Source organism: Kosakonia radicincitans DSM 16656 (assembly GCF_000280495.2).
Lineage (GTDB): Bacteria > Pseudomonadota > Gammaproteobacteria > Enterobacterales > Enterobacteriaceae > Kosakonia > Kosakonia radicincitans.
The window spans coordinates 2,479,702-2,500,265 of record NZ_CP018016.1; the positions used below are offsets into that span (position 1 = coordinate 2,479,702).

A 20,564-nucleotide genomic window follows, 5' to 3' on the forward strand; every position below is an offset into this window, starting at 1 on the left:
AAGGGCGTCAGGCAAATATCGTCATCAGGTAAGCCGCAAACAGCGCCATATGCGCCGCGCCGTTCAGCACATTAGTACGGCCGGTCGAGAAGGAGAGCTGGCACAGCAGCAGGGAGGACACCATCACAATCATCTCGGGCGCGCCAAGGCCAAAAACCAGGTGATTACCAGTGAGCCACGCAATCAGCGTAACGACCGGGACCGTCAGGGAAATGGTTGCCAGCACCGAACCAAAAAACAGATTCATGGCGCGCTGAACCTGATTATTCAGCACCGCTTTCAGCGCCCCAAGGCCTTCCGGCGACAGGATCAGCAGCGCCACCAGGAAACCGGTAAACGCGACGGGCGCATTCATCTCTGTCAGCAGTGCCTCCAGCGGTTTCGCGTTCATTTTGGTCACCGCGATCACTGCAATCAGATGCACGATCAGCCATACGGTATGCCACAAATTCCCGTGTGCAGACGGTTTGCCGTGATGCGGATCGTCGTCGTCGCTCTCGTCTTCATGCTCGTAAACAAACAGACTCTGGTGCGTTTTGGTCTGAATCAGCAAAAACACGCCGTACATCGCTGCCGAGATTAATGCCACCAGCAGCGACTGACCAATAGTGAAATTGGCCTCCGGCAGCGCCATCGGGAACACCAGCACAATAACCGCCAACGGGAACAGGGCGATGAGATACTGTTTGATGCCGAACAGATTCATATACTGGGTGGCGAATTTACGCCCGCCGAGCAGCAGAGAGAACCCTACCAGCCCGCCGGTAACAATCATGATGATAGAGTAAAGCGTGTCGCGCATCAGCGTTGGCGCCGCATCGCCTGTCGCCATCAGCGCGGAAATCAGGCTCACTTCGAGGATCACCACCGAGAGACTCAGAATCAGCGAACCATAGGGCTCGCCCAGGCGGTGTGCGAGTACGTCAGCATGGCGAACCACGCTAAAGGCGCTGGAAAGAATACCGACCAGCGCCAGAATATTGATGCCAATCACCACTGGCAATGACTGCGAACTTCCCCAGAAAAGCAGCACGGCCAGCGCCAGCACCGGGAAAATGAGGGATGTCTCCTTGTGGCGGGTTTTAACCGCTTCGTGCGTTGTTGTCATTATGATGCTCCGTCATAGTGCAGGTGTATGTGGATTATAGATAAAATTATCAGCGGCCTAAGATAGCAAAAAATCGCCAGTTTCAGTCGGGTTTTTACTTAGTTTTACTATCTCGATATCATTTTTATTCTAATGCCTGAAAAAATGATATCTCATGAAAATTATATTTATATAACAATGTGATGTGATTTTTTATTCGCAATAAATCATGGTGTGGTGGCAGTCGGCGGGATTATCAACCAGGCTTATTCATTTAGCCCAAAAGGAGCCAAAACATGCCCTATAAAGAGAAATCCGATCTTCCTGACAGCGTCCAGCATGTACTGCCTGCTCATGCGCAGGAAATTTATAAAGAGGCGTTTAATAGCGCCTGGGAGCAGTATAAAGACAAAGCCGATCGGCGCGATGACGCCAGCCGCGAAGAGACTGCGCATCGCGTGGCCTGGGCGGCCGTTAAACAGGATTATGAAAAAGGCGATGACGATCGCTGGCACAAAAAGAAGTAACACAATGAAATAATTACACTTCGCCATTTATAGCCATATTCAATGTGTTGGTGCTATTGCAAGCGGCCTGCGAATTGCATATGGTGCGTAGTAAGCTGCGCTTAAAGCAGCATTTGTCGGGAAGACAGCAGTAGAGCAGTCGCAGGGAAGCAGGCAGTGGCGGAGGTAAAAGATGTTAACACGTGATTTCTTGCGAACAGCCGATTGTAAAACGGCGTTTGGCGACATTGAGGAGTCGCTGTTATGGTCAGCGGAACAACGGGCCGCATCGCTGGCAGCGACGCTCGCTTGTCGTCCGGATGAGGGGCCAGTGTGGATTTTCGGCTACGGTTCGCTGATGTGGAACCCGGCGCTGGAATTTGAAGAGTCATGCACCGGAACGCTGGTTGGCTGGCATCGCGCATTTTGCCTGCGTTTAACCGCAGGGCGCGGAACGGCCTGTCAGCCTGGCCGCATGCTGGCGCTGAAAGAGGGCGGCCGTACGACCGGTGTCGCTTACCGTCTGCCGCAGGAAACGCTTACGGAAGAACTGTCGCTGCTGTGGAAACGCGAAATGATCACCGGCTGCTATATGCCGAGCTGGTGCAAGCTGGCGCTGGACGATGGCCGTGTTATTAACGCGCTGGTGTTTATTATGGATCCACGCCATCCACTCTACGAATCCGATACCCGCACGCAAACTATCGCCCCGTTGATTGCCTCTGCCAGCGGCCCGCTTGGCACCAATGCGCAGTATCTTTTCTCGCTTGAACAGGAACTGATTAAACTCGGCATGCACGATGACTGCCTGAATGAGCTGGTGGGGAGAGTGCGTGGCTTGCTGGAGGGAGAAAAACCAGGCCCGGACCTGCAACCTGGTTTTGTCTGTTGAGCGATTACGCTGCAACGTAGCTGATTGAGTGCTCCAGCGACTGGCTGTGGCTATCGATCAGCACGTTCCAGATCCCGCTGTAAGGCACCGCCAGATAGGCGCTTGCGCGGTTCTGGACGCTTAAAATATCGGTCTCCGCGTTAGCCGCGCTGCTCTTCTCGCTCATCAGATGAATATGACAATTTGCTGAACAACGAACGACAATCGTATCCCCGCCAAATAATTTCAAACTTGCTTTTACCACCGCCATTTTCCAACCCCGTAGTTTTATAACAACGCTTTCCGCCACGAAAACTTCTCGCGCGTGATTCTGTTCACAATTCACTCAGTCAATAACACCAAAGTGAAGGATAACTAATGCTGATTTTGATCAAATAATGACGTAGCGATTAAACAAAAATTACATTATCTGGCGAGGGGGGATGTCGGCGCATAAAACCGTGGGTGAAATGCGCCGAAAGAAGATTAAATGCGGAAATGTCCGGCAGTTTCAGCAAGCTCCCCGGCTTGTGAGCGCAGCGCGCCTGCGGCGGAAGCGGACTGGATCACCAGTTCGGCGTTTTGCTGCACCATCCGGTCAAGATCGATAACCGCATGATTGATTTCCTGAATGCCCTTCATCTGCTCGCTGGTGGCGACGGTGATCTCACGCATGATCACCGACACACTGTCGATGCTGGAAACAATGTCGGTCATACTGTCGCCCGCCAGCCGAACAAAGCGTGAACCGGTGGCGACGCTTTCGGTGGTCGAATCAATCAGCGTTTTGATCTCCTTCGCCGCCTGCGCACTGCGGCTGGCCAGGTTGCGTACTTCACCGGCGACCACGGCAAACCCGCGTCCCTGTTCGCCTGCGCGTGCCGCTTCGACGGAGGCATTCAGCGCCAGAATATTCGTCTGGAAGGCGATACCGTCAATCACACTGGTGATGTCGCCGATTTTCGCAGAAGCGGTTTCAATGGATTGCATGGTGGTGATCGCCTGCGTCACTACCTGACCGCCGCGGGATGCCGCTGCAGATGCCGCATGTGCCTGCTGATTAGCCTGAGCGGCAGCATCGGTGGACTGGGCGACCGACGCGGTGATCTGCTCAACGGCGCTGGCCGTTTCTCGCAGACTGGAAGCCGCCTGTTCAGTCCTTCCTGAGAGATCCTGGTTACCCGCAGCAATCTCTTGCGCTGCTTGCTGCACGGATTGACTGGAATCACGCAGTTTAACCATCACCACCGACAATTTATCGCTGAAAGCGTTAAAGGCATGGGCGATTTGCGTCACTTCATCATGGCCATCCACCGGTAAACGCTGGGAAAGATCGTCGGTGCCGTTACTGATGGCATTCATCGCATCGCGAATCGTCAGCAGTCGTTTAAGCATGGTCGACACGATCCAGTGCATGACCCCACCGGCAACCAGTACCAGCACGACCAGCGACAGGGCGGACGCTTTGAGCTGTGCCTGCAAACCAGCCGTGGAATCTGCGCTGTCCAGCGCCACGGTCAGCAGCCAGTGGGTGCCTTTGACCGGGGTGGCTTGCAGTATCTTCTGTGCGCCAGCGTACTGGCCTTCGACGGTTTTCCCGGCGCGCAACTCGGCGAAACTCACCCCGCTGAGCGCTTCTGCAAAGGGTTTGAGCGTCAGTTTATCGCTGTTCGCGGCAATCACCGTGCCGTCGCTATCCAGCAGCAAACCGCTGCTGTTAGGCGATGGATTGATGCCGCGTACGTTAGCGACCACGCTGTCCATCGAAACATCACCGGCGACCACGCCTTTCAGCGTACCGTTCTCTTTCACCGGTACGGCAAATGTGACCACCAGTTTCCCGCTACCTGCATCGACATACGGTGCGGTCACTACCGGTGCATCCGCTTTCAGCACCTGCTGATACCACGGACGAATCGTCGGATCATAATCGGCGGGTACGCCGGTCGGATCGGAGAATTTCGCCGTTTTGCTGGCGTAACCGATATACACATTGGTGAAGCCACCGGCATGCGCCATCTGCGTGAAAATGGGCACCGGATCGTCAGTTAAGGCAACGCTTTGCAGCGAGTTGATGATCTCCATTTTACTGGCGACCCAGTCGGCAATGGCAATACTGTGGCTGACGCTGGTGCTGGAAAGGATATCCTGTTGAATTTCTTGATTATGCTGGCGAGTGACCTGATAGTTAATAATGGTGTTAAGAAGCAAAGCGATAGCGAGACATCCCGCCGTGGCCGCAATAATGCGGGATTTAATCGATCTAAACATAATTATCTTACCTGCTGTGTTGTCTTAAGTGGCTATCGGCAACACAACAGGCAAACTTGATGACGGAACGTCATTCATAAGAAAATTGTATTGAACTCGCGGAGGTATTAAAAAGTTAATACCTTATCCGCGGCCACCGTCCAGTGCGCCAGTTCCACCAACGTGCCGATTTCCACGCCATCTGCCAGCGGCAGGGCGGTGATACCGCGTCCATCGGTGCAGGTTTTGCATAATTTCACCACCACGCCCTGGGCGGTCAAAATTTCCAGCATCTGTTGCAGGTTATAACCTTCCGCCGGGTTTTGCCCGCGCAGACCAGCCGTAACCGCGTCGGACATTAAAAACACTTTCAACTGCTTCGCGCTTTCTTCTTCGCAGAGGGCGATTGCCAGCCGCAAACTACTGAACAGCGATTCGCTACCATAAGCCGCGCCGGTGGCGACAATGACGATCTTTTGCATTTTCACTCCTTCGATAACATTGTGCGGACGGGGCTTATGCTACTGCGCCGCCGTCCCCGGTGAAAGGACGACGGCGCAGAATCAGTGGTTTACCAGGAAATTATTGTCCGAAGCGGCCGATCAATCCGCTGGCGGCCAGCGCGTGTCCTTTGAGTTTATCTAACAGCGCCTCGCGGGTTAGCCCTTCCGGCAATGTTGGTGGCAGTGAAGTGGCAATCAGCGTGAAGGTGTAATGGTGCGCGCCGCTGCCAGGCGGTGGGCAGGGGCCATGCCAGCGCAGATTACCGGGGCTATTTTTCCCGCCGGTATAATGTTTGCCGTCGCGCAGATCGTTTGGCGCAAAACCGGTCGTTGACGGCGAAATATTGTAAGCCACCAGATGCGTCACCCCCAGCCCGTTCGCGCCTTCCGGATCGTGAACCAACAGGGCGAAGCTTTTTGTATTGGCTGGCGGGTTACTCCACACCAGTGCGGGGGACTGATTTTCACCGGTACAGTTGGGATTATTGCTGGCGTTACCGGCGAATTTTTTCTCCATCAACGCATTGTCGGCGAAAGCCGGGGATTGCAGGTTAAACAGTTCATTGGCGTCTACCTGTACGCCGTACAACAGCAGCGCGCTACAGAGCACTCCGCGCAGTTTACAATTCATGGCGATTCTCTTTCAGCATTGGTGCATTAACTGTAGTTGCACCGCAGCGGGTGGGTAAGGATTTTCCTGGTATTTTGCCGCTCCCTGCACAGCAGAGGCAAAACCGTTAAACTTACTGGTTCATGTCAACAAAACTGGGCGGATTATTATCAGCAAAGTGCTGTACGGTGTTATGAATTATAAGGTCTCATCTCTCCTGATATTGCTGCTGGCGGGCGATGTTGTCGATGCCGCACAAAATAGCTTCGTTCAGCAAGCGGAAAACCCCTTCGATAATGACGGCGATGGTTTGCCGGATCTCGGCATGGCGCCAGAAAATGGCGCGCAGGAAAAACACGTCGCGGAAATGGTCAAAGCCTTCGGTGAAGCCAGTATGACCGATAACGGGCTAACTGCGGGAGAGCAGGCGCGCCAGTTTGCCTTCGGGCAATTGCGGGATGTGGTGAGCGATGAGGTGAACCAGAAAGTGGAATCCTGGCTGTCGCCCTGGGGCAGCGCCAATATCGATTTTAAGGTCGATAACGAGGGCAGTTTTACCGGCAGCCACGGCGACTGGTTTGTGCCTCTGCAGGATAATAACCGCTACCTCAGTTGGGGGCAGCTCGGGGTGACGCAACAGGACCAGGGGCTGGTGGGCAATGTCGGGCTCGGTCAGCGCTGGATAGCAGGCGACTGGTTGCTCGGCTATAACACTTTTTACGACACGCTGCTGGATGACAACTATAGCCGCGCCGGGTTAGGCGCCGAGGCGTGGGGGGAGTATCTGCGTTTCTCCGCCAACTACTACCAGCCTGTGAGCAGCTGGAATTATCAAACCGCCACGCAGCAACAGCGGATGGCGCGGGGCTACGACGTGACGGCGCAGGCGCGATTGCCGTTCTGGCAGCCGCTCAATACCAGCCTTAGCGTCGAACAATACTTCGGTGAGAATGTGGATCTGTTTGATACCGGCACCGGTTATCACAATCCGGTAGCGGTGAAAGTGGGCCTCAACTATACCCCGGTTCCACTGGTAACGCTGACCGCCGAACACCGCCAGGGCGAAAGCGGTCTGAGCCAGAATGACTTAGGTCTGAAGCTCAACTACCGCTTTGGCGTTCCGTTGTGGAAGCAACTTTCAGCCAGCGAAGTGGCCGCCAGCCGTTCGCTGCGTGGCAGCCGTTACGACAGCCCAACGCGCAACAGTACCCCGGTGTATGAGTATCGTCAGCGCAAAACGTTGTCGGTGTTTCTCGCTACGCCGCCGTGGGATTTACAGCCTGGCGAAACCGTGGCGCTGAAGCTGCAAATCAACAGTACGCATGGCGTGCGTTCGATTAGCTGGCAGGGCGATACGCAGGCGCTTAGCCTGACGCCGCCAGCGAATGGCCGCAGTGCCGATGGCTGGACGCTGATTATGCCGCGCTGGGATAGCGATGAAGGGGCGAGCAATCACTGGACGCTCACCGCGCTGGTGGAAGATGACAAAGGGCAACGCGTGGCGTCAAATACCATTGAACTGAAACTGACCGAGCCGGTGGTACCGCCGATGACGGACGATAACGCTAACGCAGGCTGGTCGCTGCCAGCCCCGTAACGATCAGAAAATGCGTTCCTGATGAACCCACACCGCGGCTTCAACGCGGGATTTCAGCTTCATTTTCTTCAGCATATGTTTAACGTGGACTTTGACCGTGCTCTCGGTGATATCGAGACGGCGGGCAATCATTTTATTCGGCAAGCCCTGCGCAATCAGCTTGAGAATATCGCGCTCGCTGGTCGCGCGATTGGCGCGCAGGCTTGCTGCCAGCACCGGGGTGAGCGCTTCGCTGAGTACCATCTCTCCCGCGGCTGCTTGCTGCAACGCTTTCAGCAAATCTTCCGGCTCCATATCTTTCAACAGGTAGCCATCCGCGCCGCGTTTCAGTGCGGTCACCACATCTTCTTCGTGGTTGGAAACGCTGAAGACCACCACCCGACCGGAAAGCGATTTCTCGCGCAGTTTATCGAGCGTTTCCAGGCCGTTCATGCCAGGCATATTGAGATCCAGCAGTATCAGGTCTGGATCGAGCGCATCCGCCAGTTCAATCCCTTGCTCGCCGTTGCTGGCTTCGCCGACCACGGTGATGTCGGGCGCCATGCCGATCAACTGCTTCACACCGGTTCGCAGCATCGGATGGTCGTCGATCAGCAAAATAGTGGCCGGTTGCGGGTTACTCATGGGTATCTCCTTGCATGGGTGAGAGAAACGTCTCAGGGATGAACGTAACGATAACCTCCGTCCCGCCGGAGGCAACGGGGCGTACCTGGCAATCGCCGTGCAGGCTTTGCGCGCGGTCACGCATAATGATCAATCCATAATGATTTGTCCTTTCAGCATTGACCTGAATACCGCGCCCATTATCGCTAACGCGCAGTATCACCCGGTTTTCTTGCTGTTCTACGGCGACGCTGACCGCGGTTGCGCCGGAGTGTTTCAGTGCATTGCTCAGCGCTTCGCGGGCAATTTGCAACAGATGGATCGCCTGATGCGGCGGCACCAGGCGAGGGGGAAGCTGATAGTCGAGCCGCACCTGGAAACCGAAACGATCGCTGTACTCCTGGCAACTGGCTTCCAGCGCCGGGCGCAGCCCCGGCTCGGTTAATTGTAAGCGGAAGGTGGTCAGCAATTCGCGTAACTGCGCCCAGGAGGTATTCAGCTCGTTACGGATCTGGCCCAGCAACTGCTGGCTGTTCTGCGGTAACGCATCGCCCTGCATTTGCAGGCAACTGACCTGCATCTTCATACAGGAGAGGGATTGCGCGATTGAATCGTGCAGTTCACGGGCAATGGTGGCGCGTTCTTCCATTACCAGGAGCTGCTGCTGTTTGTCCTGGTGTCTGTCGAGCGCCAGCGTCGCGGTTATTTGTTCCACCAGCGTATCAACCAGTTGCTGCTGGTCATGGCTTAAATGCCGGCCTGGGGGCAATTGCGCCAGCAGCAAACCGTACTGCATATGGGCATCCGCCAGCCGCCATTTTAACGTGGAACCAGAACCTGGATGCGGCGTTGTGACACCGCGCGGGCACAAATGGCAGCCTTTATCATCGCAGCTGGCATCCGACTGGCAGGTAAATTCCTGATGGTTGTTCTCATCTTCTGTGTCGTAGACGCGCAGTTCGATATCGTGCAGCAGGGTTAAATCCTGCAAGCCATTAAGCACCGGTGAAAGGCGTTCGCATAGCGGAATGCGCGAGTGCAGACGGTGGTTAGCCTGCCATAAAAACGACAGGATCTGGTTTTTCTGCTCGAGCCCGGCAGTCTTCTCTTTGACGCGCTGCTCAAGCACCGCGTAACTTTCCGCCAGCTCAGCGGACATGTTATTCAACGCCTCACCAAGTGTTGCCATTTCATTGCGTCCGCTAATCGAGGCGCGGCGGGTAAAGTCACGCTGGCTGACGGCGCGCGCCATTTGCAGCAGTTGGTGCCACGGGCGCAGCAGTTTTGAACGCAGCCAGATGACGGCAAACAGCAGCAGCAGAGCCATCAACAGCGCCATCAGATGTTGCATGATGATGACCTGTTCAATCCGCTGTTCTGTGCTGCGATCGAACGACGTCACCAGTTTATCAATCCTGCCAACGAAGATGGCGATAATGTCTGCGGCTTCACTGGGTTGTTGCGCCTGGCGGATGGCGGGGATCACAATGCTGTGCCAGTAGTTTTGTAGCCCGGCAAGCTGCGCCTGTTGGCCATCACGCTGCGCGGCCAGCGCCAGCTCCGGGCTGAATGCGGTATGTTCCATTTCATCAAACAGATACTGCTTGTCTTCGTGCAGCGGAATCGCTGACAGCAGGCGATAGCTCTGCATGCGCAGAGAACCGGCTTTATTGATAGCGTGCGCGCTGCCCTGAACGCCCTGTACCAGCCAGCCGGAGATCGCCATGCCTGCCACGCCGATAACGGTGGACAGCAACATCAGCAGCGCCAGTTGGTTAACCAGCGAAATAGGAGAAAAGAGGCGTTTTAGCATAAGTGATGAAAGCTCCTTGACCGCATGCGCTGCGGGTGGCGGTATTGTCAGCTATCGCCTGGGGTATACCCATACCTCTAAAGGATTACCTCTTTATTGCCAGCGTGTCGACCAACGTGGGAACAATCTGCGTGGTAGCGGCGATGGCCGTGAAAAACCACACCTTTTTTGTATGTTATGCCTACTCACTAATGAGCATGGTGAATTTTCGGGCGTAGAAAGCGCTGCTTTTCCTTTGATTTATATCAACTTACCTGGCGCTGCAAAAACTATGGTGGCAGGCATCAAACCGATCAACAGAGGTGTATATGCAGCACTCATCCATCCCGGAAAAAGGTTCGTCATCACGGGTTATTACCGAATGGCGCCCGGAAGATCCGGTTTTCTGGCAACAGCAGGGACATGCGATTGCAAGCCGTAACTTGTGGATTTCCGTTCCTTGCCTGCTTCTGGCGTTTTGCGTCTGGATGCTGTTCAGCGCCGTCGCTGTTAACCTGCCAAAAGTGGGCTTCAAGTTTACCACCGACCAGCTCTTTATGCTGACGGCGCTGCCCTCTGTTTCCGGCGCGCTGCTCCGTGTTCCGTACTCTTTTATGGTACCGGTGTTCGGCGGTCGTCGCTGGACGGCCTTCAGTACCGGGATTTTGATTATTCCTTGTGTATGGCTCGGTTTTGCCGTGCAGGATCCGACCACGTCTTTTAGTACGTTTATTATTATCTCGCTGCTGTGCGGTTTCGCCGGAGCAAACTTTGCTTCCAGCATGGCGAACATCAGCTTCTTCTTCCCGAAACAGAAGCAGGGCGGCGCGCTGGGGATCAACGGTGGGTTGGGCAATCTGGGCGTCAGCGTGATGCAATTGATTGCGCCGCTGGCCGTCTCTTTTTCCATTTTTGCCGCTTTTGGTGGTGCGGGCGCGGCTCAGCCGGACGGCTCAATACTGTATCTGGAAAACGCGGCCTGGGTCTGGGTTCCGCTGCTGGCCTTCTTTACGCTGGCGGCCTGGTTCGGCATGAACGAACTGGCAACCTCTAAGGCCTCACTGCGCGCGCAATTGCCGGTACTGAAACGCAGCCACTTGTGGATCATGAGCTTTCTCTATCTGGCAACCTTCGGCTCGTTTATCGGTTTTTCAGCCGGTTTCGCCATGCTGTCGAAAACGCAGTTTCCGGATGTACAGATCCTGCATTTTGCTTTCTTCGGCCCATTGATTGGCGCGCTGGCGCGTTCGGCTGGCGGCGCGATCTCCGATCGCCTCGGCGGCACGCTAGTCACGCTGGTGAACTTTGTGGTGATGGCCATTTTCAGCGCGGCGCTGTTCCTGACCTTACCCACAGAAGGGACTGGCGGTAACTTTATTGCCTTTTTCTGCGTCTTCCTGGTGCTGTTCCTGACGGCGGGTCTCGGCAGTGGTTCTACTTTCCAGATGATCTCGGTTATTTTCCGCAAAATGACCATGGAACGCGTCCAAAAACGCGGCGGCAACGAGAGTGAAGCCATGCGTGAAGCGGCGACAGAAACGGCAGCGGCGCTTGGGTTTATCTCCGCAATTGGTGCGATTGGCGGCTTTTTCATTCCGAAAGCGTTTGGGACTTCACTGGCATTAACCGGCTCTCCGGCTGGCGCAATGAAAGTATTTCTCGTGTTCTATATTGCCTGCGTTGTGATCACCTGGGCGATATACGGGCGTAAAAAACAATAAAATGAAAACTTGTTGATTATCTTGCGCGGTGAAAGCCGCGCTTTTTTTTATTCAGAATATAGTTACAACATACTATTCAATTTACTTCAGCCTGCTACGGGAGCTTTCGTGCGCAAGGGGTCAACCAGGACATCTACCCCTTAATACCTGGCACTCTGGAAAAGTAGAGACAATTCTGCACTTCTTTCATAAAAACTCTTATTTATCAGTTGATTAAAAAACAGAAATTACTAACCCTTTGGGAGTAATTCTCTTTTTTGCTGCTTTTGTGAAGCCCTGAGGGCTTGATCGCCATCAATTCTCTTTGTCTTTGCGAGGGTTACCGTCGCGGCAAATGCAGCAATGTCGATTTAGCAAGAGAGCCATACAGGCTCCAACAGGAGAACCCCGATGAGTAAATTCCTGGACCGGTTTCGCTACTTCAAACAGAAAGGCGAAACCTTTGCCGACGGGCACGGCCAGTTCTTAAACACCAACCGGGACTGGGAGGATGGATACCGTAGCCGCTGGCAGCACGACAAAATCGTTCGCTCTACCCACGGCGTGAACTGTACTGGTTCCTGTAGCTGGCAGATCTTTGTTAAAAACGGGCTGGTCACATGGTAAACCCAACAGACAGACTACCCGCGCACTCGCCCGGATATGCCTAACCATGAACCGCGTGGTTGCCCGCGTGGCGCGAGTTACTCCTGGTATCTCTACAGCGCTAACCGCCTGAAATATCCGCTGATGCGTAAACGCCTGATTAAACTGTGGCGTGAAGCGAAAGCGCAACATGCCGATCCGGTGAATGCCTGGGCTTCCATCATTGAAGATGCCGATAAAGCGAAAAGCTTTAAACAGGCGCGCGGCCGCGGTGGTTTTGTGCGTTCTTCCTGGCAGGAAGTGAACGAGCTGATTGCGGCATCCAACGTTTATACCGTTAAAACCTACGGCCCGGACCGCGTGGCAGGCTTTTCGCCGATCCCGGCGATGTCGATGGTCTCTTATGCTTCCGGTGCGCGTTACCTTTCATTGCTCGGCGGCACCTGCCTCAGCTTCTACGACTGGTATTGCGATTTACCGCCAGCCTCGCCGCAAACCTGGGGCGAACAGACTGACGTACCGGAATCCGCTGACTGGTACAACTCCAGCTACATCATCGCCTGGGGTTCTAACGTGCCGCAAACCCGTACTCCGGATGCGCACTTCTTTACCGAAGTTCGTTACAAAGGCACCAAAACCGTTGCTGTAACGCCGGATTACGCTGAAATCGCCAAGCTGTGCGATTTGTGGCTGGCGCCGAAACAGGGCACCGATGCCGCGATGGCGCTGGCAATGGGCCATGTCATGCTGCGTGAATTCCATCTGGACAAACCGAGCCAGTATTTCACCGATTATGTGCGTCGCTATACCGACATGCCGATGCTGGTGATGCTCGAGGAGCGCGACGGTTATTACGCTGCAGGACGTATGTTGCGCGCCGCCGATCTGGTGGATGCGCTGGGCCAGCAAAATAACCCGGAATGGAAAACCGTCGCCCTTGATAACGATGGCAACCTGGTTGCGCCGAACGGCTCCATTGGCTTCCGCTGGGGGGAGAAAGGGAAATGGAACCTTGAACAACGCGACGGCGGCAATGGCGCTGACGTAGAGTTGAATCTGAGCCTGCTCGGTAAACACGACGATGTGGCGCAGGTTGGTTTTCCGTATTTCGGCGGCGAAAGCAGCGAGCATGTTAGCGGCGTTTCGCTGGAGAATATCCTGCTGCACAAACTGCCGGTAAAACGCATTCAACTGGCAGATGGTTCTACCGCGCGGGTGGCGACCGTCTACGATCTGACGCTCGCCAACTACGGCCTGGATCGCGGTCTGGATGATGAAAACTGCGCGACCCGTTACGACGAAATTAAAGCCTATACGCCAGCGTGGGCAGAGAAAATCACCGGTGTGTCGCAGGCGCAAATTATCCGCATCGCCCGCGAGTTCGCCGATAATGCCGACAAAACCCATGGTCGTTCGATGGTGATTATCGGTGCCGGGATGAACCACTGGTATCACCTCGATATGAACTATCGCGGCATTATCAATATGCTGATCTTCTGCGGCTGCGTGGGGCAGAGCGGTGGCGGCTGGGCCCACTATGTTGGCCAGGAAAAACTACGTCCACAAACCGGCTGGCAGCCGCTGGCGTTTGCTCTCGACTGGCAGCGTCCGGCGCGCCATATGAACAGCACCTCTTATTTCTATAATCACTCCAGTCAGTGGCGTTATGAGACGGTAACAGCACAGGAATTCCTGTCGCCGCTGGCGGATAAATCCCGCTATACCGGCCATCTGATCGATTTTAACGTGCGTGCTGAACGCATGGGCTGGCTGCCGTCTGCCCCGCAGTTAGGCACTAACCCGCTGCGCATCGCCGCTGAAGCGGAAAAAGCCGGGATGAGCGCCGTGGATTACACGGTGAAATCCCTGAAAGAAGGTTCTTTGCGCTTTGCGGCGGAACAGCCGGAAAACGGTAAAAACCATCCGCGTAACCTCTTTATCTGGCGCTCCAACCTGCTCGGTTCTTCCGGTAAAGGTCATGAGTTTATGCTCAAGTATTTGCTGGGCACCGAACACGGTATTCAGGGCAAAGATCTTGGCAAGCAGGGCGGCGTGAAGCCGGAAGAGGTGGAATGGCGTGATAACGGCCTCGACGGCAAACTGGATCTGGTGGTGACGCTGGATTTCCGCCTGTCGAGCACCTGCCTCTATTCCGATATCGTGCTGCCAACGGCAACCTGGTATGAAAAAGACGATATGAATACCTCGGATATGCATCCGTTTATTCATCCGCTTTCAGCCGCTGTCGATCCGGCGTGGGAATCCAAAAGCGACTGGGAGATATACAAAGGTATCGCCAAATCTTTTTCCGCGCTGTGCGTCGGCCACCTGGGCAAAGAGACGGACGTGGTGACGCTGCCGATCCAGCACGATTCTGCCGCAGAGCTGGCGCAGCCGCTGGGCGTGCAGGACTGGAAAAAAGGCGAATGCGATCTAATCCCGGGTAAAACCGCGCCGCATATCATTCCGGTCGAACGTGATTATCCGGCAACCTATGAACGCTTTACCTCGATTGGCCCGTTAATGGAAAAAATCGGTAACGGCGGCAAAGGTATCGCCTGGAATACCCAGAGCGAAATGGATCTGCTGCGTAAGCTCAACTACACCAAAGCGGATGGCCCGGCGAAAGGCCAGCCGATGTTGAATACGGCGATTGATGCGGCAGAGATGATCCTGACGCTGGCACCGGAAACTAACGGCAACGTGGCCGTGAAAGCGTGGGCAGCGCTCAGTGAATTTACCGGTCGCGACCATACGCACCTGGCGCTGAATAAAGAAGACGAAAAGATTCGTTTCCGCGATATCCAGGCGCAGCCGCGCAAAATTATCTCCAGCCCGACCTGGTCCGGCCTCGAAGATGAGCATGTCTCTTACAACGCGGGTTATACCAACGTACATGAGCTGATCCCATGGCGTACGCTCTCCGGCCGCCAGCAGTTGTATCAGGATCATCAATGGATGCGCGACTTCGGCGAAAGCCTGCTGGTGTACCGTCCGCCGATTGACACCCGTTCGGTGAAAGAGGTGATGGGCGTGAAACCTAATGGTTACAAGGAAAAAGCGCTCAACTTCCTGACGCCGCACCAGAAATGGGGCATTCACTCCACTTACAGCGATAACTTGCTGATGCTGACGCTGGGTCGCGGCGGCCCGGTGGTATGGCTCAGCGATGTTGATGCCAAAGAGATGGGTATTGCGGATAACGACTGGATCGAAGTGTTCAACAGCAACGGTGCGCTGACAGCGCGTGCGGTGGTGAGCCAGCGTGTGCCATCCGGTATGACCATGATGTACCACGCGCAGGAACGTATCGTGAACCTGCCGGGGTCAGAAATTACCGGGCAGCGCGGCGGTATCCATAACTCGGTTACCCGTATTACCCCGAAACCGACGCATATGATCGGCGGCTATGCCCAGCTGGCTTATGGCTTCAACTACTACGGGACAGTGGGTTCCAACCGCGATGAGTTTGTGGTGGTGCGTAAGATGAAAAATATCAACTGGTTGGATGGCGAAGGCAATGACCAGGTACAGGAGAGCGCAAAATGAAAATTCGTTCACAAGTCGGCATGGTGCTGAACCTCGATAAATGCATCGGCTGTCATACCTGTTCTGTGACCTGTAAAAACGTCTGGACCAGCCGTGAAGGCGTGGAATACGCGTGGTTCAATAACGTTGAAACCAAGCCGGGCACCGGTTTCCCGACCGACTGGGAAAACCAGGAAAAATGGAAGGGCGGCTGGATCCGCAAAATCAACGGCAAACTGCAACCGCGTATGGGCAACCGTGCGCTGCTGCTCGGTAAGATCTTCGCCAACCCGCATCTGCCGGAGATTGATGATTATTACGAGCCGTTCGATTTCGACTATCAGCGCCTGCATAACGCGCCGGAAAGCAAACATCAGCCGATTGCACGTCCGCGCTCGTTGATTACTGGCCAGCGGATGAACAAAATCACCGCCGGTCCGAACTGGGAAGACGATCTGGGCGGTGAGTTTGATAAGTTGAGCAAAGACCAGAACTTCGCCAACCTGCAAAAAGCGATGTACGGCCAGTTCGAAAACACCTTCATGATGTATTTGCCGCGTCTGTGCGAGCACTGCCTGAACCCGGCGTGCGTTGCGACCTGTCCGAGCGGCGCGATCTACAAACGTGAAGAAGACGGCATTGTGCTAATCGATCAGGATAAATGTCGCGGCTGGCGTATGTGCGTCACCGGTTGCCCGTACAAAAAAATCTACTTCAACTGGAAGAGCGGCAAATCCGAGAAGTGCATTTTCTGTTATCCGCGTATTGAAGCGGGTATGCCGACCGTTTGTTCGGAAACCTGCGTTGGGCGTATTCGTTATCTTGGCGTGCTGCTGTATGACGCGGATGCGATTGAAAACGCCGCCAGCACCGAAAGCGAAAAAGACCTGTACCAGCGCCAGCTTGATGTGTTCCTCGATCCGCATGATCCGGCGGTGATCGCGCAGGCGCTGGCCGATGGCGTGCCGCAAAGCGTGATTGACGCGGCGCAGAAATCACCGGTCTACAAAATGGCGATGGACTGGAAACTGGCGCTGCCGCTGCATCCGGAATATCGCACGCTGCCGATGGTGTGGTACGTACCGCCTCTGTCGCCGATCCAGTCCGCAGCGGATGCGGGGGAACTGGGCAGCAATGGCATTCTGCCGAACGTCGAGAGCCTGCGCATTCCGGTGCAGTACCTGGCGAACCTGTTGACGGCCGGAGACACCGAACCGGTGCTGCTGGCGCTGAAACGCATGCTGGCGATGCGCCACTTTAAACGTGCAGAAACGGTTGAAGGCATCGAAGATACCCGCGCGCTGGAAGAAGTCGGGCTGTCGAAAGAGCAGGCGCAGGAGATGTATCGTTACCTGGCAATCGCCAACTACGAAGACCGTTTCGTTGTGCCGTCCAGCCATCGCGAGCTGGCGCGTGAAGCGTTCCCGGAGAAAAGCGGTTGTGGCTTCAGCTTTGGCGATGGTTGCCACGGTTCAGACAGCAAATTCAACCTGTTCAACAGTCGCCGCATTGATGCGGTGGATGTCACAGTTAAAACGGAGCCGCACCCATGATTGAACTGGTGGTTATTTCCCGTTTGCTGGAGTACCCGGATGCTGCCTTGTGGCAGCATCAGCAGGAGCTGTTTGATGCGCTGGCCTCCGGCGAAAATCTGGCGAAAGCCGATGCGCAGCAGGTCGGGATCTTTTTACGCGATTTAACGGCGCAGGATCTGCTGGACGCGCAGTCCACTTACAGCGAGCTGTTTGATCGCGGTCGCGCAACGTCGTTGCTGCTGTTTGAACATGTCCACGGCGAATCCCGCGATCGCGGCCAGGCGATGGTCGATCTGCTGGCACAGTATGAGCGCCACGGTTTGCTGCTCGACAGCCGCGAATTGCCGGATCATCTGCCGCTCTACCTGGAGTATCTGGCGCAGCTTCCCCCGGCGGAAGCGATTGGCGGTTTGCAGGATATCGCGCCGATCCTGGCGCTGTTACAGGCACGTTTGCAGCAGCGTGAAAGCCATTACGCCACGCTGTTTGAGGCACTGCTTTCGCTGAGCAAAACGGCGGTGGATAACGCGCAAGTGGCGGAAAAAATCGCCGCTGAAGCGCGCGACGATACGCCGCAGGCGCTGGATGCCGTGTGGGAAGAGGAGCAGGTGAAATTCTTTGCTGAACAGGGCTGCGGCGACTCTGACATTACTGCTCATCAGCGCCGATTTGCCGGGGCTGTCGCACCGCAATATCTGAATATCACAACAGGAGGAGAGCGCTAATGCACTTCCTTAATATGTTCTTCTTTGACATCTATCCCTATCTGGCTGGTGCGATTTTCCTGATTGGTAGCTGGCTGCGTTATGACTATGGGCAATACAGCTGGCGCGCAGGCTCCAGCCAGATGCTGGATCGCAAAGGGATGAACCTCGCCTCGAACCTGTTCCACCTGGGTATTCTGGGTATCTTCGCGGGCCATTTTCTCGGGATGCTAACGCCGCACTGGATGTATGAATCATTCCTGCCGATCGAAGTGAAACAGAAGATGGCGATGATTGGTGGCGGTGCCAGCGGTGTGATGTGCCTGGTGGGTGGTTTGTTGCTGCTGAAACGCCGCCTGTTCAATCCGCGCATCCGTGCGACGTCGACTACGGCAGATATCCTGATCATGACGCTGCTGATGGTGCAGTGTACGCTGGGTTTATTGACTATTCCGTTCTCTGCTCAGCATATGGATGGCAGCGAAATGATGAAACTGGTCGGCTGGGCGCAGGCTGTGGTTACTTTCCATGGTGGAGCCTCTGCGCATCTTGACGGTGTTGCCTTTATTTACCGCATGCATTTAGTGCTGGGAATGACGCTGTTTGTGCTGTTCCCGTTCTCCCGCCTGGTGCATATCTGGAGCGCGCCGGTAGAGTATCTGACGCGGAAATACCAGATCGTTCGCGCTCGTCGCTAATGAAAAAACCCCGCGTTGCGGGGTTTTTTATTAGCGTGAGGTGAGTGTCGCCGGGGCATTTCGACGCTCACCCCAGCCAAGATTATTCCCTGCGGCCGCCAGCAGAATGAGCACGCCACCTGCCATTTGCACGAGACTGAGCGAATGGCCAAACAGCAGGTTATCAATAACAATCGCAACCAGCGGATAAATAAACGACAGGGAACCAATTAACGGCGTGGGTAATTTCTGAATCGCGCTATAAAGCAACTGATACATTACGCCGGTATGCAGGATCCCCAGCGTCAATACCATGGCCCATGAAAAAGGCTGGGCAGGGGCTGAAATATGCGCCAGCGGCAGCAGCATCACTACGCCGGTCAGTACCTGGATCAGAGCAATATGTTGCGGCGGTAACTGACGCAAACGGCGGGCAACCATTGCCGTCAGGGCATAGAAAAACGCGGCGCCTAACGCCATCGCCATCCCGCTCAGCCATTGCGCATTCGGATGGCGCAGTTCGCTAAGCAGCAATAGCACCACGCCGGAAAAGGCCAGCAGCAACCATCCCCATTTTGTCAGCGTGACGCGTTCGCCGAGCAACATACTCATCAGCACCAGCATAAAGGGTTGCGTGTTGTAGACCACTGTCGCCAGCCCCATTGAAATTCGGCTGTAAGCGGCGAACAGCAGCAACCAGTTAATGACCAGCGCAACTCCCCCGGCAATGGCCAGAAGTAATATTGTGCGGGGGATGCGGCGCAGCGGTTGTTTGCTGAAGCGGATAAACAGAAAAAGGGTAAATGCGCCTATCAGGCAGCGCCAGAAAACCACATCAATCACCGCCATCCCGCTGAGCAGGACAAATGCACCAATCGATCCGGAAATCAGCATCGCCAGGCTCATTTGCCAGGCACCCTCTGGAATAGTTTTCATCGATTACCTCCTGAAGTTGATGCGCTTATTGTCGAAAATCAGCGGCCAGCTTTACAGAGAGGATATAAGGTAAGATATTGTTAATGCCTTTATAAATTAGGTGAAATTATGGATTACATTATTGATGACATCGACCGCGCCATTCTTGCCTCTCTGGCGGAAGATGCACGCCAGTCGTTAAAAGTGCTTAGCGCACGCGTAGGGCTCACTTCACCCAGCACGGCGGAACGGGTTAAACGGCTGGAGGAGCGGGGCGTAATAGAGGGATATGGCGCGCGGGTAAATCTCGCGGCGCTGGATTATCGCATACAGGCGCTGGTACGTGTCAGGCCATTGCCCGGGATGCTGCAGAAAGTGGATAAGCTGATTCAGGCGTTGCCCGAGTGTATAGAAAATGACAAGGTCACCGGAGAAGACTGTTTCGTTATGCGGTTGGTTGTGCACTCTATCGAGCAACTGGATGCACTGCTCGACACGATTTCCGAGTATGCGCAATGTAATACGTCAATAGTGAAGAGTTCACCGGTTAAACGGCGGTTACCGCCAATCTAAATGGTGGTGGGGGAAGGATTATTCGGCGCTAAAGCGCCTCACCCTTCGGGTCGTTGCCTGCGGCAACGCGCTCTCGCGTTGCTCGAGTCGAACCTTAATCGAAGATTCTCGACCTTCCCCGATCGGCAAAATATGCGGGTATTGAACTGGATAAAAGCTGGGAAAGTGTTTTTGAAGATGGTGGTGGGGGAAGGATTACTCGGCGCTAAAGCGCCTCACCCTTCGGGTCGTTGCCTGCGGCAACGCGCTCTCGCGTTGCTCGAGTCGAACCTTAATCGAAGGTTCTCGACCTTCCCCGATCGGCAAAATATGCGGGTATTGAACTGGATAAAAGCTGGGAAAGTGTTTTTGAAGATGGTGGTGGGGGAAGGATTACTCGGCGCTAAAGCGCCTCACCCTTCGGGTCGTTGCCTGCGGCAACGCGCTCTCGCGTTGCTCGAGTCGAACCTTAATCGAAGGTTCTCGACCTTCCCCGATCGACAAAATATGCGGGTATTGAGCTGGATA

Annotated in this window: 16 protein-coding genes, 3 other RNA genes and 1 pseudogene; 9 read left to right on the plus strand and 11 right to left on the minus strand. The window is 54.9% G+C overall.

What is annotated here, in order from left to right; all coding sequences use genetic code 11:
• Nucleotides 1–7 precede the first annotated feature (7 nt).
• Entirely contained in the window at nt 8–1,108 is a 1,101-nt protein-coding gene (gene chaA, locus Y71_RS12045; protein ID WP_007371864.1) for a sodium-potassium/proton antiporter ChaA, read from the minus strand.
• Nucleotides 1,109–1,383: 275 nt separating this feature from the next.
• Between chaA and chaB the strand changes: the two genes are divergently transcribed.
• Nucleotides 1,384–1,614, plus strand: a complete 231-nt coding sequence (chaB, locus tag Y71_RS12050; RefSeq protein WP_007371865.1) for a putative cation transport regulator ChaB — start codon at nt 1,384–1,386, stop codon at nt 1,612–1,614.
• Nucleotides 1,615–1,786: 172 nt separating this feature from the next.
• Complete coding sequence (locus Y71_RS12055) at nt 1,787–2,485, plus strand: gamma-glutamylcyclotransferase (RefSeq protein WP_007371866.1); 699 nt, start codon at nt 1,787–1,789, stop codon at nt 2,483–2,485.
• 4 nt (nt 2,486–2,489) lie between these two features.
• On the opposite strand, the gene Y71_RS12060 is transcribed toward Y71_RS12055, so the two are convergent.
• From Y71_RS12060 to Y71_RS12075, 4 genes are all read right to left on the minus strand, one after another.
• Nucleotides 2,490–2,735 carry a DUF1883 domain-containing protein gene (locus Y71_RS12060; protein WP_007371867.1) on the minus strand — a complete coding sequence of 82 codons (246 nt, stop codon included), beginning with the start codon at nt 2,733–2,735 and terminating at the stop codon, nt 2,490–2,492.
• Between the two features lie 215 nt (nt 2,736–2,950).
• Nucleotides 2,951–4,735 carry a methyl-accepting chemotaxis protein gene (locus tag Y71_RS12065; protein ID WP_007371868.1) on the minus strand — a complete coding sequence of 595 codons (1,785 nt, stop codon included), beginning with the start codon at nt 4,733–4,735 and terminating at the stop codon, nt 2,951–2,953.
• Between the two features lie 107 nt (nt 4,736–4,842).
• A complete protein-coding gene (locus Y71_RS12070) occupies nt 4,843–5,196 on the minus strand; it encodes a DsrE/DsrF/TusD sulfur relay family protein (protein WP_007371869.1) in 354 nt (117 codons plus the stop codon).
• 100 nt (nt 5,197–5,296) lie between these two features.
• Complete coding sequence (locus tag Y71_RS12075; protein ID WP_007371870.1) at nt 5,297–5,848, minus strand: YbhB/YbcL family Raf kinase inhibitor-like protein; 552 nt, start codon at nt 5,846–5,848, stop codon at nt 5,297–5,299.
• A gap of 172 nt (nt 5,849–6,020) precedes the next feature.
• Here Y71_RS12075 and Y71_RS12080 point away from each other — a divergent pair, with 172 nt between their 5' ends.
• Nucleotides 6,021–7,424, plus strand: a complete 1,404-nt coding sequence (locus tag Y71_RS12080; protein WP_050998909.1) for a YchO/YchP family invasin — start codon at nt 6,021–6,023, stop codon at nt 7,422–7,424.
• Nucleotides 7,425–7,427: 3 nt separating this feature from the next.
• Here Y71_RS12080 and narL read toward each other — a convergent pair whose 3' ends face one another.
• Together narL and narX are read right to left on the minus strand one after the other, a co-directional pair.
• Complete coding sequence (gene narL / locus Y71_RS12085) at nt 7,428–8,048, minus strand: two-component system response regulator NarL (protein WP_007371872.1); 621 nt, start codon at nt 8,046–8,048, stop codon at nt 7,428–7,430.
• A complete protein-coding gene (gene narX, locus Y71_RS12090) occupies nt 8,041–9,840 on the minus strand; it encodes a nitrate/nitrite two-component system sensor histidine kinase NarX (RefSeq protein WP_007371873.1) in 1,800 nt (599 codons plus the stop codon). The genes narL and narX overlap by 8 nt, the downstream gene beginning before the upstream one ends.
• A gap of 308 nt (nt 9,841–10,148) precedes the next feature.
• Here narX and Y71_RS12095 point away from each other — a divergent pair, with 308 nt between their 5' ends.
• The 5 genes and pseudogenes from Y71_RS12095 (at nt 10,149) to narI (ending at nt 18,590) form a co-directional block, all read left to right on the plus strand.
• Entirely contained in the window at nt 10,149–11,540 is a 1,392-nt protein-coding gene (locus Y71_RS12095) for a NarK family nitrate/nitrite MFS transporter (RefSeq protein ID WP_007371875.1), read from the plus strand.
• A gap of 390 nt (nt 11,541–11,930) precedes the next feature.
• Nucleotides 11,931–15,674: pseudogene (locus Y71_RS12105) on the plus strand (nitrate reductase subunit alpha).
• The gene (narH, locus tag Y71_RS12110; protein ID WP_007371878.1) at nt 15,671–17,206 is read left to right on the plus strand and encodes a nitrate reductase subunit beta; all 1,536 of its coding nucleotides are present in this window, start codon (nt 15,671–15,673) and stop codon (nt 17,204–17,206) included. Before Y71_RS12105 ends, narH begins: the two are co-directional and overlap by 4 nt.
• Nucleotides 17,203–17,913, plus strand: coding sequence for a nitrate reductase molybdenum cofactor assembly chaperone (gene narJ, locus Y71_RS12115; protein WP_007371879.1), 711 nt, complete (start codon nt 17,203–17,205; stop codon nt 17,911–17,913). Before narH ends, narJ begins: the two co-directional genes overlap by 4 nt.
• On the plus strand, nt 17,913–18,590 hold the full coding sequence (gene narI / locus Y71_RS12120) for a respiratory nitrate reductase subunit gamma (protein ID WP_007371880.1): 678 nt from the start codon (nt 17,913–17,915) through the stop codon (nt 18,588–18,590). Before narJ ends, narI begins: the two co-directional genes overlap by 1 nt.
• A gap of 30 nt (nt 18,591–18,620) precedes the next feature.
• Here narI and Y71_RS12125 read toward each other — a convergent pair whose 3' ends face one another.
• Nucleotides 18,621–19,505 carry a DMT family transporter gene (locus tag Y71_RS12125; RefSeq protein WP_007371881.1) on the minus strand — a complete coding sequence of 295 codons (885 nt, stop codon included), beginning with the start codon at nt 19,503–19,505 and terminating at the stop codon, nt 18,621–18,623.
• Nucleotides 19,506–19,613: 108 nt separating this feature from the next.
• On the opposite strand from Y71_RS12125, the gene Y71_RS12130 reads away from it, so the two are divergent.
• Entirely contained in the window at nt 19,614–20,057 is a 444-nt protein-coding gene (locus Y71_RS12130) for an Lrp/AsnC family transcriptional regulator (RefSeq protein ID WP_007371882.1), read from the plus strand.
• A 1-nt stretch (nt 20,058) separates the two neighbouring features.
• Here the strand turns inward: Y71_RS12130 and Y71_RS12135 are convergent.
• The 3 genes from Y71_RS12135 to Y71_RS12145 all read right to left on the minus strand — a co-directional run bounded on the left by Y71_RS12135 (nt 20,059) and on the right by Y71_RS12145 (nt 20,544).
• Nucleotides 20,059–20,190, minus strand: a non-coding RNA gene (locus Y71_RS12135) — RtT sRNA.
• 45 nt (nt 20,191–20,235) lie between these two features.
• A non-coding RNA gene (locus Y71_RS12140) (RtT sRNA) lies at nt 20,236–20,367 on the minus strand.
• 45 nt (nt 20,368–20,412) lie between these two features.
• Nucleotides 20,413–20,544, minus strand: a non-coding RNA gene (locus Y71_RS12145) — RtT sRNA.
• Nucleotides 20,545–20,564 lie beyond the last annotated feature (20 nt).

Coding starts and splice junctions, on each gene's coding strand:
- chaB (WP_007371865.1), top strand. CDS start 1,384: ATGCCCTATAAAGAGAAATCCGATCTTCCTGACAGCGTCCAGCATGTA.
- Y71_RS12055 (WP_007371866.1), top strand. CDS start 1,787: ATGTTAACACGTGATTTCTTGCGAACAGCCGATTGTAAAACGGCGTTT.
- chaA (WP_007371864.1), bottom strand. CDS start 1,108: ATGACAACAACGCACGAAGCGGTTAAAACCCGCCACAAGGAGACATCC.
- narL (WP_007371872.1), bottom strand. CDS start 8,048: ATGAGTAACCCGCAACCGGCCACTATTTTGCTGATCGACGACCATCCG.
- Y71_RS12060 (WP_007371867.1), bottom strand. CDS start 2,735: ATGGCGGTGGTAAAAGCAAGTTTGAAATTATTTGGCGGGGATACGATT.
- Y71_RS12070 (WP_007371869.1), bottom strand. CDS start 5,196: ATGCAAAAGATCGTCATTGTCGCCACCGGCGCGGCTTATGGTAGCGAA.
- Y71_RS12080 (WP_050998909.1), top strand. CDS start 6,021: ATGAATTATAAGGTCTCATCTCTCCTGATATTGCTGCTGGCGGGCGAT.
- narX (WP_007371873.1), bottom strand. CDS start 9,840: ATGCTAAAACGCCTCTTTTCTCCTATTTCGCTGGTTAACCAACTGGCG.
- Y71_RS12125 (WP_007371881.1), bottom strand. CDS start 19,505: ATGAAAACTATTCCAGAGGGTGCCTGGCAAATGAGCCTGGCGATGCTG.
- narJ (WP_007371879.1), top strand. CDS start 17,203: ATGATTGAACTGGTGGTTATTTCCCGTTTGCTGGAGTACCCGGATGCT.
- Y71_RS12065 (WP_007371868.1), bottom strand. CDS start 4,735: ATGTTTAGATCGATTAAATCCCGCATTATTGCGGCCACGGCGGGATGT.
- Y71_RS12130 (WP_007371882.1), top strand. CDS start 19,614: ATGGATTACATTATTGATGACATCGACCGCGCCATTCTTGCCTCTCTG.
- narI (WP_007371880.1), top strand. CDS start 17,913: ATGCACTTCCTTAATATGTTCTTCTTTGACATCTATCCCTATCTGGCT.
- narH (WP_007371878.1), top strand. CDS start 15,671: ATGAAAATTCGTTCACAAGTCGGCATGGTGCTGAACCTCGATAAATGC.
- Y71_RS12075 (WP_007371870.1), bottom strand. CDS start 5,848: ATGAATTGTAAACTGCGCGGAGTGCTCTGTAGCGCGCTGCTGTTGTAC.
- Y71_RS12095 (WP_007371875.1), top strand. CDS start 10,149: ATGCAGCACTCATCCATCCCGGAAAAAGGTTCGTCATCACGGGTTATT.